This window comes from Terrisporobacter petrolearius (assembly GCF_020748185.1).
Lineage (GTDB): Bacteria > Bacillota > Clostridia > Peptostreptococcales > Peptostreptococcaceae > Terrisporobacter > Terrisporobacter petrolearius.
The window spans coordinates 34435-51244 of sequence record NZ_JAHZMO010000007.1 but is presented as its reverse complement, the minus strand read 5'-3'; the positions used below and the strand labels follow the sequence as shown (position 1 = coordinate 51244).

Here is a 16810-nt window from a genome sequence, read left to right as displayed (position 1 = left end):
AATTTTATAATATATTTGAATAGATAAAATAAATTTAGTTAAGGAGAAGTATAGTGGAAGAAGAAATAGTTAACCCTTATGTAGGTAATTTTATAAAATCATTAAGGGATATAGGTTATAATTTTGAAATAGCAGTCGCTGATATTGTTGACAATAGTATAACTGCAAAAGCAACTAATATTGAGATTTACACAGTGGCTAAACCTAATTTAATGTTTAGTATGTTGGATAATGGGATAGGAATGTCTGATAAAGAGTTAGTGGAAGCTATGAGATTAGCAAGTAAAGATCCAAGTAAAGAAAGAGAAAAAAATGATTTAGGAAGATTTGGACTTGGATTAAAAACAGCATCCTTTTCACAGTGCAAAAAGTTAACTGTGATATCTAAAAAATATGGTCAACTAGCAGTAGCTAGGTGGGATTTAAATTACTTAGAAGATAAAAATCAATGGTTATTAATAAAACCTAGTTTAGATGAAATTAAAGATATTAAATTATTAGATAAATTGAACACTTATGAAAATGGAACTCTTGTTATATGGGAAGATATTGATAGATATGAGCAAGATAGTTTTTCGGAGATAATAGATAGACTTAGAAAACACTTATCACTAGTATTTCATAGGTATTTAGAAGGATCATTAAGAGGGAAAAAATTAAAGATCATTGTAAATAATAGTGAACTAGTACCATTTAACCCTTTTAATATTAATCATTCAGCAACCCAGGAATTATCTATAGAAAAAATAAAAATGTATGATAAAACGATAAGTGTGCAACCGTTTATATTGCCACATCATTCAAAAGTTTCTCAACAAGAGTATGAAAGGTATGCAACAGAAGAAGGTTATACAAAATCTCAAGGATTTTATTTATATAGAGAAAATAGGCTTTTGATTTATGGAACTTGGTGGGGATTACATCGTATAAAAGATGCTCATAAGTTAGTAAGAATAAAGGTGGATATATCTAATGATCAGGATTTACTGTGGGGAATAGATATAAAAAAATCTACAGCTAATCCATGTCATGAAATTAAAGGTGACTTGAAAAGAATAATTAAGCAAATTACAGAGAAAGGGTCAAGACCATATACAGGTAGAGGTAAAAAAATAATAGATAAGACAACAATTAGATTTTGGAATCTAGTACCAAATGGAAATAATATATGGTTTGGATTAAATAAAGAACATCCTATTTTACAAAATCTAATATCACAGCTAGACAATAAGCAAAAGGAAGTATTAGATGTATATTTGAAAGGAATACAATCATATTTGCCTTTAGATGCAATACAAGCTCAATTGCAGGAAAATCCTCATAAGGTTAATCAAGGAGTTGATATAGAGGATGAAGAGTTAATCACAATAATATGTAGGTTAAGAGAGTCTGGTATAGATGAATCATATATAGAAGAATTACTGAAAACAGAATTGTTTAAAAATAAAGGGGAATTATTTTATGCAAAAAATGAATAGTTATGATGTTATCAAAGAGCATATAAGAACTAAATTAGAAAAAATTGAAGGTTCATTGGAACATGATAAAATTGAGAATGAAATTAGTAATATTAAGATACTAGTTAATACTCTTGAACCGTATCAACTAGAGTTGTTTTTTTCTATTGAAAATATATCAAAGTTAGAAGATAGTGATTGGAAAATGATGAAAAGAGAGCTAGAATTAGAATTTAACGTCACGATGAGCTCAGGAATACTAATTCAAAGCAAAGAGCAACAAAATAGAGATAGTAGATGGTGGACTGAAAGAGAAAAGTTAATGGAAGATTACTATTGGAATAGATATAAAAAGTACATGAGAAAAGATCTTCCTCCAAATGTTATAAAGGCTATAGATGTAGATACTGATAAAATAATGGATAATTTAGAAGATCCTAAGAGAGAACAATTTTCTAGACATGGGATGGTTGTAGGTCATGTACAATCTGGCAAAACTGGAAATTACGCTGCTTTAATATGTAAAGCAGCTGATGCAGGATATAAATTTATTGTAGTAATAGCAGGGGGGATAAACAATCTAAGGGATCAAACGCAAGAAAGACTTAATGAAGCATTTATAGGTATAGATAGTGGAGAACTTGTTGGTGTAGGTAAATTTTCAGGAACTGAAAGAAGTAAAATTCCAAGGAGTTTGACTACTAAAACAGGGGATTTTAACAAAAGAGATGCAGATAAAAATGCACAAGGAACTAACTTTGATAATAGTAAAAGTCCTATAGTATTAGTAATTAAGAAAAATACTTCAACATTAAAAAATGTAGTTGAATGGCTGTCTAAAATATATAACAATGGAGTATCAAAACATGCAATGTTATTAATTGATGATGAGTCAGACTATGCATCTATAAATACAAAAAAGCCAGAAGAAGATCCTACAGTTATAAATAAAAGAATTAGAGAATTATTAAGTTTATTTGAAAAAAGTGCGTATGTAGCATATACAGCCACACCATATGCCAATATATTTATAGATCATAAGATAGAAGATGAAAGAGGTAAAGATCTATTTCCTAAAGATTTTATATATGCATTAAAAGCCCCAGATAACTATTTTGGAGCAAAGAAAATATTTTTAGATACAGACTTTAAGCATATAGTTACAATACCTGAACCGTACAATATTAAACTTAATCATAAGAAAACTCTGAAGTTAAATAAATTACCAGATACACTTAAGGATGCTATAAGATTATTTTTAATAAATATAGGAATAAGAAATTTAAGAAACCAGGGTAATAAACATAATAGTATGCTAATTCATGCAAGTAGATTTACTGCTGTTCATCAAGATATAGGATCACATGTCGAAGATTATCTATCGTACTTAAGAAAAGATATACTAGCATATGGACTGCTTAGTAATCCAGAAAAACAGAGTGAAAATATAAGAGACATAAAGAATACTTTTGATAAGCACTATAAAGATTTAAAATATAAATTTGAAACAAACTCTAAAGAGATAAAAGTTGAATGGAAAGATGTAATAAAAAGTATTAGTGAGTTAGTTAATACGGTTGTTATTAGAGAGGTTCATCAAGAGAGAACTGTAGAATTAGAATATAGAGATGACCAACCAACTAATGCAATAGTTATAGGCGGAACTAGTTTAGCAAGAGGGTATACTATAGAAGGTCTGAGTGTGAGTTACTTTTTAAGAAATACTATTTTTTATGACACATTAATGCAAATGGGGCGTTGGTTTGGATATAGACCTGGATATGAAGATTTATGTAAGATATATATGACAGAGAATATGAGGGATAATTTTAAATATATAATTGAAGCTACAGAAGATCTATTTGAAACTTTTGATATTATGGCAAAACGCAAAAAAACACCAGAGGATTTTGGATTGGCAGTTCAACAACATCCAGATAGTGGACTACAGGTTACTGCAAGAAATAAACAACGAAATACAAAAGAAATATGCTATAACATGAAGCTAGATGGACACCTAAAAGAAACAGAGAAAATAATATCTAATATAGATATAAATATAGATAATATAGAGCTTATAAAAGAATTAGTATCAATTGCTAGTGACATAAGATCTAATGAAAGTGAATTGAAAAACTCTTATCTATGGAAAAATATAGATAAAAATATGGTTAAAGAATTTATCGATAAATTCCAAATATATGAGTCATCTAACGATGATATATTTGGAATAAAGTCAAGGATGCCGATAAACTTCATAAAGAAATATATAGATGAAGTAGATGAAAAATGGGATATAGCATTATATTCTACTAAAGAAAAAGAAAAAGCTAAAATTTATATAAATGATAAAGTAGTATATAAACAGAAAAGAAAAGTACAAGTTAAAGATAATGGGAGATGCTATGAAGTTGGACACAGACAGGTATCATCAGGAACATCAGAATCCATTTCATTATCAGATGTTGAATGTAAAGGAATTGAAAGAAAAGATCGTAAGGCTGTGAGAAATAGGTTAAAAAGACCTCTATTAATGCTACATATATTAGATGCAAATATAGAAGGTAGTGAAGAAACTGTAGAACTTGCAGCGTTTGGAATAAGTTTTCCAGGAGGAATAACAAGTACAGGTAAAACAGTATCATTAAAAATTAATACTGTTTATATAGAAAAGTTATTAAAAGGAGAGGATTACGATGACTAAAGCATTCAATCCTTGGATAAATATGAATATAAATTCCCAGAGGCGTATTGATAAAAATCTAAACTATGATTTTTTTTGGATAAGAGATATAGAAGGTAAATATGGATTTTTTATAGATAGTACAAAAATTTTACAGGATGATAAAATAGATATAAGTCTTAAGGGAATAAGTATAAAAAAAGTGAGTATAGACGCTAATAATAGTAGGCTATATTTAATATTAAATGATAATACTGAATATGAAATATTCCTTACTCTTTGTCAGGATTTAATAAATACAGCAAATAAATATGATAATAACCAAGAGATAATAGAAGCTGTAGAGAATAGATTAAGAAGATGGCAGCAGCTTCTTAAGAGTAATAACTATAGTGGGTTGACTTTAGAACGACAAATGGGTTTATTTTCAGAACTTATATTCTTGAAAAATAAGGTAGCTAGTGAAATAGGAATAAAAGATGCAATAATATCATGGGTTGGACCTGATTTTGATAAGCAAGACTTTTCAATAGAATCAGCCACAATAGAAGTTAAGTCATATAAAACAACAAAGGGAGAAATTATTTATATTTCATCACTACAGCAACTACAAAGTCCTAAAAATCCTTTATATTTAGCTACATATGGGTTAACTATTAGTGAGAGAGGTCTTTCTATATTAGATATTATTGAAAGTATAGAAAATCAAATAAGTGATGACTGGATTTTAGATCAATTTAAAATAAAGCTATTTGAATATGGTTATATAGAAGGTGTGTCAAATAAAAATAGATTATATAAATTTTTAATTAATAAAGAAAGTATATACGAAGTATCAGCGAAATTTCCGAAAATAGAAAAAAATAATATTTCTAATAAGATTATTTCTGTAAAATATGGGATTGATCTTTCTGAATGTAAGGAATTCCAAGTTGACTTCGATAGTATATTTGAGGCTGGAGGAGCTATATGATTGAGCTAAATGAATTTCATAAAGATTTTATGCAGTCTATTTTTATAGAAGCAGAATCTAGGGGACTAATGAAATCTCAGGCATTTTTTGAAAATATATGTGAAGAGCTAGTTAATATAGGTGATCTAACTAACAACTATACTTTTGCAGAGTATAGGAAAACAGGTATGGAAGCTTATGGCTATGATTATGATGAAGAGAGAAAAATATTATCTATACTAGTTCATAATTTCTTCCAAGAAGATGAGATACAGACATTAACGAAAAGTGATATTAATAAAAAGTATAACAGGATAAAAACTTTTTATAAAAAAAGTATAACAGGGTTATATGAAGACTTAGAAGAAACATCAGAGGCCCATTCTATGGCATACAATATATTTAAATATAAGTATGACAATAAGATTGATAAAGTAAGATTTATAATATTAACAGATGGAAAAATATCTAGTAGATTCGAGGATATAAGTTCTGAATCTATAGATGATATTAAAGCAGAATATAGAATAGTTGATATTGATTATATATATAAAATATATTTATCGCAATATAGTAACAGTGGTTTTAAAATCAATGTAAATTTACCTTGTTTAGAGATTCCCACAAAATCAGACGAGTATGAAGCTTATTTAACAGTTATAGGTGGACAAGATCTAGTTGATATTTATGATGAGCATGGTCAAAAGCTATTTGAACAAAATGTTAGAACCTTTTTACAGTTTAAAGGCGCTGTAAATAAAGGGATAAAAAATACTATAGAATATAAATCAGACATGTTTTTTGCGTATAATAATGGAATTACAGCAACAGCTAGTTCTATAGAAAGGAATAGCGAAGGTGAAATAGTTTTAATTAATGATTTCCAGATAGTTAATGGTGGACAAACTACATCAGCTATTTATGCAGCAAGTAAAAATTCTAAATTAGATGTATCGAATGTATCTGTACCTATGAAGTTATCAGTTGTTAAAGATAAGGACAAACAAAATGATTTTGTATCTAAGGTTTCAGAATATGCAAATACTCAGAATAAAGTAAATAAATCAGACTTCTTTTCGAATAGTCCATTCCATAAAGAAATGAAGGATTATTCGAAGCGTATATGGGCGCCTGTATGTGATGGATCGCAGAAAAGGACTCGTTGGTTCTATGAAAGAGTAAGAGGAGAATACTTAAATGAACAAGCATATTTAACTAAAGCAAAAAAGAAACAGTATCAGATGGAATACCCTAAGAAACAATTGATAGATAAGACATTCTTATCAAAAAGTGAAAATGCATGGTTGCAAAATCCTCATATTGTTTGTAAAGGAGCTCAGTATAGTTTTTCTCATTTTGCTGATCAAATAACTAATAATTTAGAAAAAGATAACTTATGTATAACAGAAAGTTACTTTATAGATGCAGTATCAAGAATTATCTTATTCAAAGAGGTTGAAAAGCTTGTGTCAAAAGCAACTTGGTACGATGGTGGATTCAGAGCTCAAACTGTAGCATATTCAATATCATATTTGTCTTACATAATAGAAAAGAAAAATAAGTTTTTAAACTTTAATGTAATATGGGAAAATCAATCATTACCAACTGAACTCGTTGATTCAATTAATGTAATAATAGAAGCTATATACAAGGAAATAACAAATCCGCCAACAGGATATGCAAATATAGCACAATGGGCAAAACAAAAGCTATGTTGGGATAGTATAAAAGAATTAAACTTAGGAGTTATAATAGATCCCAAACTTTTAATAGATAAAGAAGCTGAAAAATATAATAAAAAAGAAGAACAAAAAATAAAAAAGATAGATGATGGTATTCAGACACAGATGAAAGTATGTGAAATAGATATTGAAATATGGAAAGAATTATATTCTTATTATAAAGATAATATGAAAGATTATAACCTATCTATGACTAAACTAGATATATTAAAGAAAATGAGTATAGGGAAATTAGCTGTTCCATCTGAAAAGCAAAGTAAAATTTTATATGATTTATATTTAAGAGCAGAAGAAGATGGGGTAAAGGTTACAGTATAATAATTAAAAACATATAAATTTAATTTATAAAAATAAGTTTAAGGGGATAGATGTGGATCAGAAACTAAGATTTGAAAATTGGATGAAAGAAAATGGATTAAAACGTAAGAGTATACAAAATTATATTACTGGAATATCAACAATAATTAATACATTACAAATAGATATATATAAATATACAACAAGAGAAGATGTAGATGACTTACTAAATATGTGCTTTGATAAGAATAATATAAAGGGAAAACAGTTAGACGAGTTAAATAAAAGAGGACATAGTATGTATAGCTCAGCTTTAAAGAAATATATAAAATTTGTAAAAGATAATCAAGAATATATAAAAGAAGAACAAGAAATATATAGATCTAAGATAACATTAAATGATACGGATTCAAGTAATATAGCTAATAGATCATTTACTAAAAATAGTTATAAGTTAAACTGTAATAAGTTAGATATAAATAAACTTAAAGACAGGTATATAAGACATAATATTATTGTAAAGAAATTATCAAATATATTAGAACGCCATGGTTTTGAAATAAAGGAAGGCAATATAGATTGTCTAGCTGTAAAAGATAAAAATGCGGTAATAATAGAAGCTAAGAGCTTAGATAACAACTATAGTGATGAGATTAAACAGGTTAGACAAGCATACAGTCAATTAGACTATTATGAAGAATTTGCATTAGGTAAATATAAAGAATATAATATAACTAAGATTGCTATATTTGAAAGAAAAATTTCAGATGAGCATATATATTTTATGGAAAATAGAAATAAACTAGTTTTATGGATAGACAATGATAAAATAGATGGATCTAAAATAAGTACTACATTAATAAAAAATTTAAATATAGAGATATAAAAAGAAGCTATCAATTTGATAGCTTCTTTATTATATGTATTAGGTATAGTAACCTACTAACTTTACAAATAACTAGGGTGAGATAGTAAATAAACTTTTAATATGGTTAATAAAAGAGGAAAAAATTGATTTGTATAATATATGTAGTAAAGAAAAATGTAAGGATTAACATTCTAATAAAGGAAAACATGTTATTTGGAAAAGTTAAATATAGAATAGTTGTTAAAAAAATAACTTTGTTAAAAATGCAGCAATGTTTGTTTTAGTGTGGTATAATAAAAAATGATATAGAATTTTATATTCGGACAAACTTTAATTAAAGGCATAAAAACGCATAGCAATAAGGGAGGATATACAATTTATGACTTACAATAAAGAAGTTATAAATACCACAAATTATACTGTAGCAAGTTTCTTTGGTGGAGTTGGTGGTATAGACTTAGGATTTGAACAAGCTAACAAGTTTAGTTCTGTTTACATTAATGAATTTGATAAAAATGCACAGGAAACAATATCAATTAATTTTCCTAATGTTAAATTAGATAGAAGAGACATACATGAAGTTAAGGCTGAGGAAGTACCAAGTACGGACATAATAGTAGGTGGATTTCCGTGCCAAGCTTTTTCAATAGCAGGATATAGGAAGGGATTTGATGATGAGAGAGGAGATTTATTCTTTGAATTATTAAGAATTATAACTCATCACAATCCTAAAGTTATATTTATAGAGAATGTTAAAAATATGGTTACACATGGAGAAGGAAATACATTTAAAGTAATTAGAGAAGCTTTAACTTTAAATAATTACTTTATAAAATGGAAAGTTATGAATGGAAAAGATCATGGGAATATACCTCAAAATAGAGAACGTATATATATAGTTGGGTTCCTTGATAAAACTGCTTTTGATAACTTTGAATTTCCTAAAGAGATAGAATTAACTAATGGATTAGATACTGTAATAGATTTTAATGCAAAAGTAGAAGATAGATATTACTACAAAGATGGTATACAAAATTTCTACGATAAACTTGAAGAGACTATTACATCTCAAAATTCAGTGTATCAATGGAGAAGACAATACGTAAGAGAAAATAAAAGTGGGGTAGTTCCTACTTTAACAGCTAATATGGGAACTGGAGGTCATAATGTACCTCTTATTTTATCTGATTATGGAATAAGAAAATTAACTCCAAGGGAAACTTTTAATGTTCAAGGATTTCCAAAAGATTTTAAGTTGCCAGAAATTTCAAATGGTCAATTGTATAAGCAAGCAGGTAATAGTGTTGTAGTTCCTGTTATAAAACGTATAGCTGAAAATATAGCAAATGCATTAGATAAAGCTACATTAAAAGATGAAGTATGTGCAACTATAGATACAGATATGGTGAAAGCTGAATATAAGGAATGTGTTGCTACAGAATCAGATAAGCATGCACTTATATATGTAGATATGAAGAGTAGATATGAAGGTGAAAGTTTTGTTCAATCTTATTTTGAGGAAGAAAGTGAAGTTAATAAATTTGTTGAAAATAATGAATTATCTATAATATCAGATGAAGAGTATTTGAAAATAGTAAAGAAACATGTAGTTAAAAAGTTTTATTCACTACAATCTAAATAGTAATAGTTTAGGGACAAAAGTTTATTCTTTTGTCCTTTATTTTAATTGTAGTTATAAACTGTCAATATATAATGTTTATGATAATATATATAATAAATACATAGGGGGAAGTATAATGGCCAATATTATTTGGAATAAGTTTTCTGAAAAAGAAAAAAAAGAATACATAGAGTTTTTAAAAATATTTGGAGCACTTAGTGGTTTATTTAAAGATAATCAAGAAGGAGCAAATGCACGTAAACCATATTTATATTATAGAAATCACGAGCAACTTTTTGCTAGGGTATTTGACGTAGAAGATTTAACTAGAAAAGATAGTGCTTTCGATGCACTTGGTGCATGGAAAAATTATAGAGTAGGAATCGGCCTTAAAACATGGATTCATACTAAAGATAAAACATATCAAAAGGTGGCCGAATTTAATAAGTTGGCACCAGAGGTTTTAGCACCTCTTATAAAAAATGGGAAATCATATGAAGTTATTCGTAAGGTTTCAGAATTAAGAAATGAACGTATAATGCTTGATAAAAGATTATACAAAACAGACAGAGATGTATATCATTATGTGACACGTGATAATGATGTGATGAATATAATTGAAACACCTTATGAGTTGATAGATATAGAGAGCCTTGAACTTATAAGTGATGGAAAAACTTATACTTTTAAAGATAAATTACACAATTATAAGTTTTATACAAGTAAAAGTGTTTTACTTGAAGAGTTTGATGCCTCCAATGGAGAGATAATAGAACAAATTCCTATAGAGCAGTTTGATGATCCATTTGAGCTTATTAGGATGATAAACTTATCTAATGAAAACTTTAAAGTTGCTGACGAAGGAGATGCTTATGAGGTGTCTCATGAAGAAATAATTTTACCACTTTACCAAGATAAAAAAGAAGGACCTTTTGTTTCAGATTGTTCAGGCGTGAATATAAGACATGGAAAATCTAAGAATAAAGGAAGTAATACACCACGACCAGAATATGAAATTGAAGTTAGAATTAGTATATGGGTACATCATATTTTTCCTAGATTCTTTGGAATTAATGCTTTAAATGATAATGATGTTAAAGATAAGGATTTAAATGATTTTGATTTGATTTTGCCAGATGGAAGAGTGCTACGAGGTAGAGTAAAGCAAGAAAATGGTAAAAGTTTACAAACTAATCCGCAAGGGGCACTTGGAGAATGGATACTTAAAGATGTATTGGGGCTTGAAAATAGAGAAGTTGTAACTATGGAGTATTTAGATAGTCTAGGTATTGATAGTTTAAGAATAATTAAACTAGATGATAAACATTTTAAAATAACTGTTGCTGAAACAGGAGCGTATGAGAGATTTAAATTAGATAATAGAGCTAAAATGAATGATGTAGGACTTAATGGAAGACAGCTCCCATATTTTAGACCAGAGTTAGTTCAAGAACTAGAATTATTAGATAAATAATATATAGAATTTTATATTAAAATTAGCTAAAAATAGAAGAAGTTTGGAAACTGTAGGTAAGTTTGTTTTAGACAAATTTACCTACAGTCTCCAAAGAACAGAAATTATAATCTACCAAGTTTTCTTCAAAACGATATTATCCTCAAACCCACCAGACTTAACCCTCTTCTCAGATATCCTATTCAAAATATCATCCTCGCTATACCCATACTTCCGACCAATAGCAAAAAGAACCTCAACAACATCAGCAATCTCCTCAAGATTCTTATCCTCTAAAAGCTCATCAACTTCCTCCTGAAGTTTCTTATACAAATACTCCAAAGCAACCTCATCACTTACAACCTCAACCTCACAGTGATTACCACTATTTTCAATAATCTCAGGAATCCTATCTCTAACTAATTTATCGTAAATTTTCATATCAAACCTCCAAATATAATCATAAGTAAAATTATAAAACCACATAGAGAGAATGTCAAAATATGATAAACTATATCATATAAGAAAAAATAAAGGGGACAAGTAATGAGGTTAAATTTCAACTGTGTAACAGGTCACGACGACCATTTATATAAAAGAATACAACAAAGCTTTCACACGGCCACTTCCATAGATATAATAGTATCCTTTCTTATGGAATCTGGTGTGAAACTTATACAAAAGGATTTGGAAGCAATTAAAGATAAAAATATTCCCATCAGAATTCTTGCAGGGAACTATTTAAATATAACTCAACCTTCTGCACTGTATTTATTAAAAGATATTTTAGGGGATAAGGTGGATTTAAGATTTTACAATGACACGAAGAGGAGTTTTCACCCAAAGGCATACATATTTGAAAACAATGAAGATGGAGAAATTTTTATTGGATCATCTAATTTATCTAAATCAGCTCTAACTAGTGGCATTGAGTGGAATTATAGGATAGACAAGAAAAACAGTGAAGAGGATTACAACTATTTTAAGATGATGTTTGAAGATCTATTTTTAAATGAATCTATAATAGTAAATGATGAAGAATTAGAAAGATACTCAAAAACTTGGAAAAGACCAAAGGTATTTGCTCAAATAGAAGATAAGAAAGAGAAAATAAACTACTCCTATGATGAAGACAGCAACATTACTAGTTTGTTTGAGCCAAGGGGAGCTCAAATAGAAGCACTTTATGAACTGAAGAAAACTAGAGAAGAAGGCAACGACAAAGCACTAGTAGTGGCTGCAACAGGAATAGGAAAAACTTATCTGGCAGCCTTTGATAGTAGGGAGTTTAAAAGAGTTTTATTTATAGCTCATAGAGAAGAAATACTAAAACAAGCTTATGAAAGTTTTAAAAATGTTAGAATAGATAAATTTTGTAAGAATGAAGATGTGGTTACCTCGAATTTTGACATGGTAACTACAGTTAAAAATAAATATGATGTAGTTACTAAAGTTGCAGAAGGGGTAACTACAACTAAAACAAATTATAATGAAGACGGATATAATATGGGATTTTTTATGAATTCCACAAAAGATAGGGACAAAGATATAGTATTTGCATCTGTACAAAGTTTGGGAAAAGAAAATTATCTAAATGATGAGTATTTCTCTAGAAATTATTTCGACTATATTGTAGTAGATGAGTTTCATCATGCTGTATCTAAGAACTACCAAAATATAATAAACTACTTCACGCCTAAATTTATGCTAGGATTAACAGCCACACCAGACAGACTAGACAATAATGATGTATTTAGTGTATGTGACTACAACACTGTTTATGAGGCCACATTAAAAACAGCCATAGATAAAGGCTGGCTAGTGCCTTTCAGATATTATGGAATTTATGATGAAAGTGTAGATTATGATGAAGTGGAGTTTAAAAATGGAAAATACAATGAAAAGCAATTAGAAAACGCTTTAAGCATAAATAAAAGGGCAGAGTTAATTTTAAATCATTATAAAAAATACAAGTCTTCCAGCGCCTTAGGATTTTGCACAAGTAAGACTCATGCTGAATTTATGGCAAAATATTTTAATGAACAGGGAATAAGTGCTTGTGCTGTTTATAGTGGCAGTGAAGGCGAATACAACGAGGAGAGAAACGTAGCTCTTAGTAAATTGAGAAATGAAGAAATAAAAGTTATCTTCTCTGTAGATATGTTCAACGAAGGTTTGGATGTTAAAAGTATCGATATGGTCATGTTTCTAAGACCTACAGAATCACCAACGGTATTTTTGCAGCAACTAGGTAGAGGTCTTAGAAAAGATAAAAACAAAAAATATCTAAATGTTTTAGACTTTATAGGAAATTATAAAAAAGCAAATTTAGTACCATATTTACTTACTGGAGTAAGTAAGAAGATAACTAAAACTACTGGATTTATACCAAATGAAGAGGATTATCCAGAAGATTGTTTTATAGATTTTGATTTTAGATTAGTTGATATTTTTGAAAAAATGAACAAAGCCAATGAAAAGTTGGAAGATTTTATTGTAGCTGAGTATTTTAAAATAAAAGAAGACTTAGGTCATATACCTTCCAGAGTAGAGATGTTTACTTATATGGATGATGACTTATACAACAATATGAAGAAGAAATCAAAGATAAATATATTTAAGGATTATACTAAGTTTTTAAATGATAACAATGAGGATAAAAGCTGTTTAATAGATACCTTTGCCCATGAATTTATTAGATTTATAGAAAATACTAGTATGAGCAAAACTTATAAAATTCCTGTTATTTTAGCATTTTACAATAATGGTGAAATGAAGTTGGAAATAGATGATGATGACTTGTACAGAAGTTTTGACAGCTTTTATAATAAGGGATCAAACAAGGTAGATATGTTGAAAGATAAGTCTACTGCTAAGTTTAAGACTTGGGGGAAAAAGGAATATGTATATCTTGCTAGGAAAAATCCAGTCCACTTCTTGTGTAAGAGTAGTAGTGAATTCTTCACTATAAAAGGAGATAAGATTTGCTTAAATGAGGGGCTGAGAGAATATTTAAGTAAGGATGAGTTTGTGAAGAATGTGAAAGATGCCATAGACTTTAGAACTAAAGAGTATTACAAAAACAGATTTAACAATAAATAATATGGGCATAAATGAGGAGAATTTAATATGCAACCAGTTAATTTTAAAGAAATAGCATTTGAACCCATTACCATATGTGGAATAGAAGGACTATTTACTAGCCTAAGAGTTGACAAATCCACAATACCAGAAGGGTACAATAAATACTCCATAAGACACAGTGACGAAGGAGACCAATGGTTTTGCACATTAGAAAAATTCGTGTGGGCAAATCATTGTGGTGATTTTATAACAAAAGAAGATATACATATCAACGACTGTATTTATATAGAAGAGAATTACAGTTTTAAATAACATCATAATAATTTTCAAATAAGTTCCCATATGATATAGTGGTTGATAAGATGCTTCAAAATAAAATATACAAGGGTGTATCAAAAAAGATACCACCCTAAAATCATATTTTACAATACAAATAACAAGAAAAAATGTATTTTACCATACAATTGAAATTAAAAACACAATAAGGAGTTGGAATTATTTTATATACAGAAAAGGATTTGAGCATATCTAGAAGACAGATATCAAAAACACTAGCAAAAGAATTTTATGATGACACACTATACACTTACATACTGCCAAATGACAAAACAAGATTAAAAGCACTGGAAGAATTTTTTTATTGCTACACAAATATGTACCCAACAGGAACCATAGTATCACCATCAAAAGATGCCCAGGCCATAGGATACATATTCTACAATAAGCACAATATAAAAAAATCAACCCAACTATATAACTTAATAAAATACTCAACAAAGCTTATATCAATGACCAAGCACATATCAATGAAGGAATTTATAAGATTTGGAAAAGCCATATACAACAATTCATCCGCATGGATAGATGAATTTGTAAAAGGTGAATTTATACATATAGACCTAATAGTTGTGGATGAAAAACATAGAAATAAAGGACTAGCTAAAAAAATAATAACAAGTGTTTTTGAAGAGGCAGACAAAGAAAATATAGTGGTCACATTGGAAACACAAAATCCTCAGAATGTTCATATATACAAACATTTTGGTTTTGAAGTAGTAAAGAAGCAGCAATATGAAAAGTTAACACAATATTGCATGATAAGAAAGCCTAATAATAAGGAGTAAATCCAACACCAGATACTAGATTAAATAATATGGTGGTGTCAATAGAGCTAATATGTAAAAATGTAAAACAAAAAAGATGGCAATGCCATCTTTTAATAACATAATTCATACTTGGGGAAAGTAGAATACTATGTAAGTTGTAATTCTTATGATAAAACAAAGCTACCTTTTTCTAAGGGTTAAAAAACAAAAAAGTCAGAAGGTGTAAGCCTTCTGACTTTTTTATATTTTCATAATATAATTATTATTTATAATTAAATAGTAGTACACTTTAATATAATTGTAAAGCGTCTTATTGAAAGTAAGTTAAATTATTTTAATGCTTTGACTTTATAAGATTTTCCACAATAGGCACATCAGCAGGAGCCCATACTAAGGAATTTAGATTTTCTTTTTTAAGATAAACCAGCTTAGAATGTTCTCTAGCCACAGGAGTACCTTTTACTAATTTACACTTAATTCCTATAAGATTTACTATAACTTTTTCATATTCATGAGTATTCTCGTCAAACTCATCAACAGCTTCTACTGTACAGCTTAACTCTTCCTTTATTTCTCTTTCTATAGCTTCAAATAAAGATTCTCCTTTTTCAACTTTTCCACCAGGAAACTCCCATTGGTTGGGAAGAGTCATTTCTGGAGATCTAAGAGCGCATAATATTTCATTATTTTCGTTTTCTATTATGGCAGCAACCACTTTAATTGTCTTTTTCAAAATATCACCTCATACAATAAGATACCATAAATGATGCAAATTTAAAGTATTTTTGTAGTTTATTGTTTTGAAAATCATGGGAAAACTAATTGTCAGAAATGATTAATATACTGAACGAAAAAAGATGGCAATGCCATCTTTTAATAACATAATTCATACTTGGGGAAAGTAGAATATTATGTCAGTTGTAATTCTTATGATAAAACAAAGCTACTTTTTTCTAAGGGTTAAAAATAGAAAGTCAGAAGGTGTAAGCCTTCTGACTTTTTTATATTTTCATAATATAAATATCATTCATAATTAAATAGTAAGATATATTATTAAAATTGTAAAGTATTTTTCAAAAAATAAGTTAAATTATTTAAATCATATTTTTCACCACTGGATTAGAGCTTCTTATAGCACTTTTTTCTATATTAGGAGTGTCTTTTCTTACAATATATCACAAGATTCAGCGCCACAAGCAATAAATCTTATTTCTTTATCTATAGGATAAGATTTTAATATTTTAGCCAATTCTAATAACATAGATGTGCCAGATGCATTATCGTTAGGGTCTGGAGCATAAGGTACACTATCATAATGAGCTGTAACATAAACTATTTCAGGGTTTTTAACTTTTTTAGGTTTTCTAGTTGCAATTATATTTTGTGAATTTGATTTGTAATCTCCTAAAGTAGGGTTTATGTTTCCATTTGTATTATTATACATTGTTGAAAAGTAAAAATTTTAATCTTAATCTATTATAAAAAATGAGTGATGTAGTCACTTAATAAAATAAGGCTTCTATTTATATTTTTTCATAATAGAGATA

13 protein-coding genes are annotated in these 16810 nt (G+C 28.3%); 10 read left to right on the top strand and 3 right to left on the bottom strand.

The genetic code is table 11. The features are described from left to right. The first annotated feature begins 53 nt into the window (after positions 1-53). The 7 genes from K0040_RS06180 (at position 54) to K0040_RS06150 (ending at position 11094) form a co-directional block, all read left to right on the top strand. Complete coding sequence (locus K0040_RS06180) at positions 54-1478, top strand: ATP-binding protein (RefSeq protein WP_228108055.1); 1425 nt, start codon at positions 54-56, stop codon at positions 1476-1478. Next, entirely contained in the window at positions 1462-4161 is a 2700-nt protein-coding gene (locus K0040_RS06175; protein ID WP_228108054.1) for a Z1 domain-containing protein, read from the top strand. The genes K0040_RS06180 and K0040_RS06175 overlap by 17 nt, the downstream gene beginning before the upstream one ends. Further along, complete coding sequence (locus tag K0040_RS06170; protein ID WP_228108053.1) at positions 4154-5113, top strand: PD-(D/E)XK motif protein; 960 nt, start codon at positions 4154-4156, stop codon at positions 5111-5113. Before K0040_RS06175 ends, K0040_RS06170 begins: the two co-directional genes overlap by 8 nt. Continuing rightward, positions 5110-7152: an AIPR family protein gene (locus K0040_RS06165; protein WP_228108052.1), complete on the top strand. Its 2043-nt coding sequence runs from the start codon at positions 5110-5112 to the stop codon at positions 7150-7152. Before K0040_RS06170 ends, K0040_RS06165 begins: the two co-directional genes overlap by 4 nt. A 52-nt stretch (positions 7153-7204) precedes the next feature. Next, the gene (locus K0040_RS06160) at positions 7205-8017 is read left to right on the top strand and encodes a hypothetical protein (protein ID WP_228108051.1); all 813 of its coding nucleotides are present in this window, start codon (positions 7205-7207) and stop codon (positions 8015-8017) included. 361 nt (positions 8018-8378) lie between these two features. Further along, positions 8379-9641, top strand: a complete 1263-nt coding sequence (locus tag K0040_RS06155; protein ID WP_228108050.1) for a DNA cytosine methyltransferase — start codon at positions 8379-8381, stop codon at positions 9639-9641. 115 nt (positions 9642-9756) lie between these two features. After that, the gene (locus tag K0040_RS06150; protein ID WP_228108049.1) at positions 9757-11094 is read left to right on the top strand and encodes an NgoFVII family restriction endonuclease; all 1338 of its coding nucleotides are present in this window, start codon (positions 9757-9759) and stop codon (positions 11092-11094) included. A 111-nt stretch (positions 11095-11205) separates the two neighbouring features. Here the strand turns inward: K0040_RS06150 and K0040_RS06145 are convergent, their stop codons facing one another. Then, positions 11206-11514: a nucleoside triphosphate pyrophosphohydrolase gene (locus K0040_RS06145; RefSeq protein WP_228108048.1), complete on the bottom strand. Its 309-nt coding sequence runs from the start codon at positions 11512-11514 to the stop codon at positions 11206-11208. 105 nt (positions 11515-11619) lie between these two features. Between K0040_RS06145 and K0040_RS06140 the strand changes: the two genes are divergently transcribed. The 3 genes from K0040_RS06140 to K0040_RS06130 all read left to right on the top strand — a co-directional run bounded on the left by K0040_RS06140 (position 11620) and on the right by K0040_RS06130 (position 15281). Continuing rightward, complete coding sequence (locus K0040_RS06140) at positions 11620-14175, top strand: DEAD/DEAH box helicase family protein (protein WP_228108047.1); 2556 nt, start codon at positions 11620-11622, stop codon at positions 14173-14175. A 27-nt stretch (positions 14176-14202) separates the two neighbouring features. Continuing rightward, positions 14203-14469 (top strand): LPD28 domain-containing protein, encoded by a 267-nt coding sequence (locus K0040_RS06135; RefSeq protein WP_228108046.1) that lies wholly within the window; start codon positions 14203-14205, stop codon positions 14467-14469. A 206-nt stretch (positions 14470-14675) separates the two neighbouring features. Beyond that, entirely contained in the window at positions 14676-15281 is a 606-nt protein-coding gene (locus tag K0040_RS06130; protein ID WP_228108045.1) for a GNAT family N-acetyltransferase, read from the top strand. Between the two features lie 316 nt (positions 15282-15597). Here the strand turns inward: K0040_RS06130 and K0040_RS06125 are convergent, their stop codons facing one another. Both K0040_RS06125 and K0040_RS06120 read right to left on the bottom strand, forming a co-directional pair. Then, positions 15598-15996, bottom strand: coding sequence for a (deoxy)nucleoside triphosphate pyrophosphohydrolase (locus K0040_RS06125; RefSeq protein WP_228108044.1), 399 nt, complete (start codon positions 15994-15996; stop codon positions 15598-15600). A 432-nt stretch (positions 15997-16428) separates the two neighbouring features. After that, the gene (locus K0040_RS06120; RefSeq protein ID WP_272491578.1) at positions 16429-16707 is read right to left on the bottom strand and encodes a M28 family peptidase; all 279 of its coding nucleotides are present in this window, start codon (positions 16705-16707) and stop codon (positions 16429-16431) included. Positions 16708-16810 lie beyond the last annotated feature (103 nt).

Coding starts and splice junctions, on each gene's coding strand:
- K0040_RS06140 (WP_228108047.1), top strand. CDS start 11,620: ATGAGGTTAAATTTCAACTGTGTAACAGGTCACGACGACCATTTATAT.
- K0040_RS06145 (WP_228108048.1), bottom strand. CDS start 11,514: ATGAAAATTTACGATAAATTAGTTAGAGATAGGATTCCTGAGATTATT.
- K0040_RS06170 (WP_228108053.1), top strand. CDS start 4,154: ATGACTAAAGCATTCAATCCTTGGATAAATATGAATATAAATTCCCAG.
- K0040_RS06150 (WP_228108049.1), top strand. CDS start 9,757: ATGGCCAATATTATTTGGAATAAGTTTTCTGAAAAAGAAAAAAAAGAA.
- K0040_RS06120 (WP_272491578.1), bottom strand. CDS start 16,707: ATGTATAATAATACAAATGGAAACATAAACCCTACTTTAGGAGATTAC.
- K0040_RS06175 (WP_228108054.1), top strand. CDS start 1,462: ATGCAAAAAATGAATAGTTATGATGTTATCAAAGAGCATATAAGAACT.
- K0040_RS06135 (WP_228108046.1), top strand. CDS start 14,203: ATGCAACCAGTTAATTTTAAAGAAATAGCATTTGAACCCATTACCATA.
- K0040_RS06155 (WP_228108050.1), top strand. CDS start 8,379: ATGACTTACAATAAAGAAGTTATAAATACCACAAATTATACTGTAGCA.
- K0040_RS06165 (WP_228108052.1), top strand. CDS start 5,110: ATGATTGAGCTAAATGAATTTCATAAAGATTTTATGCAGTCTATTTTT.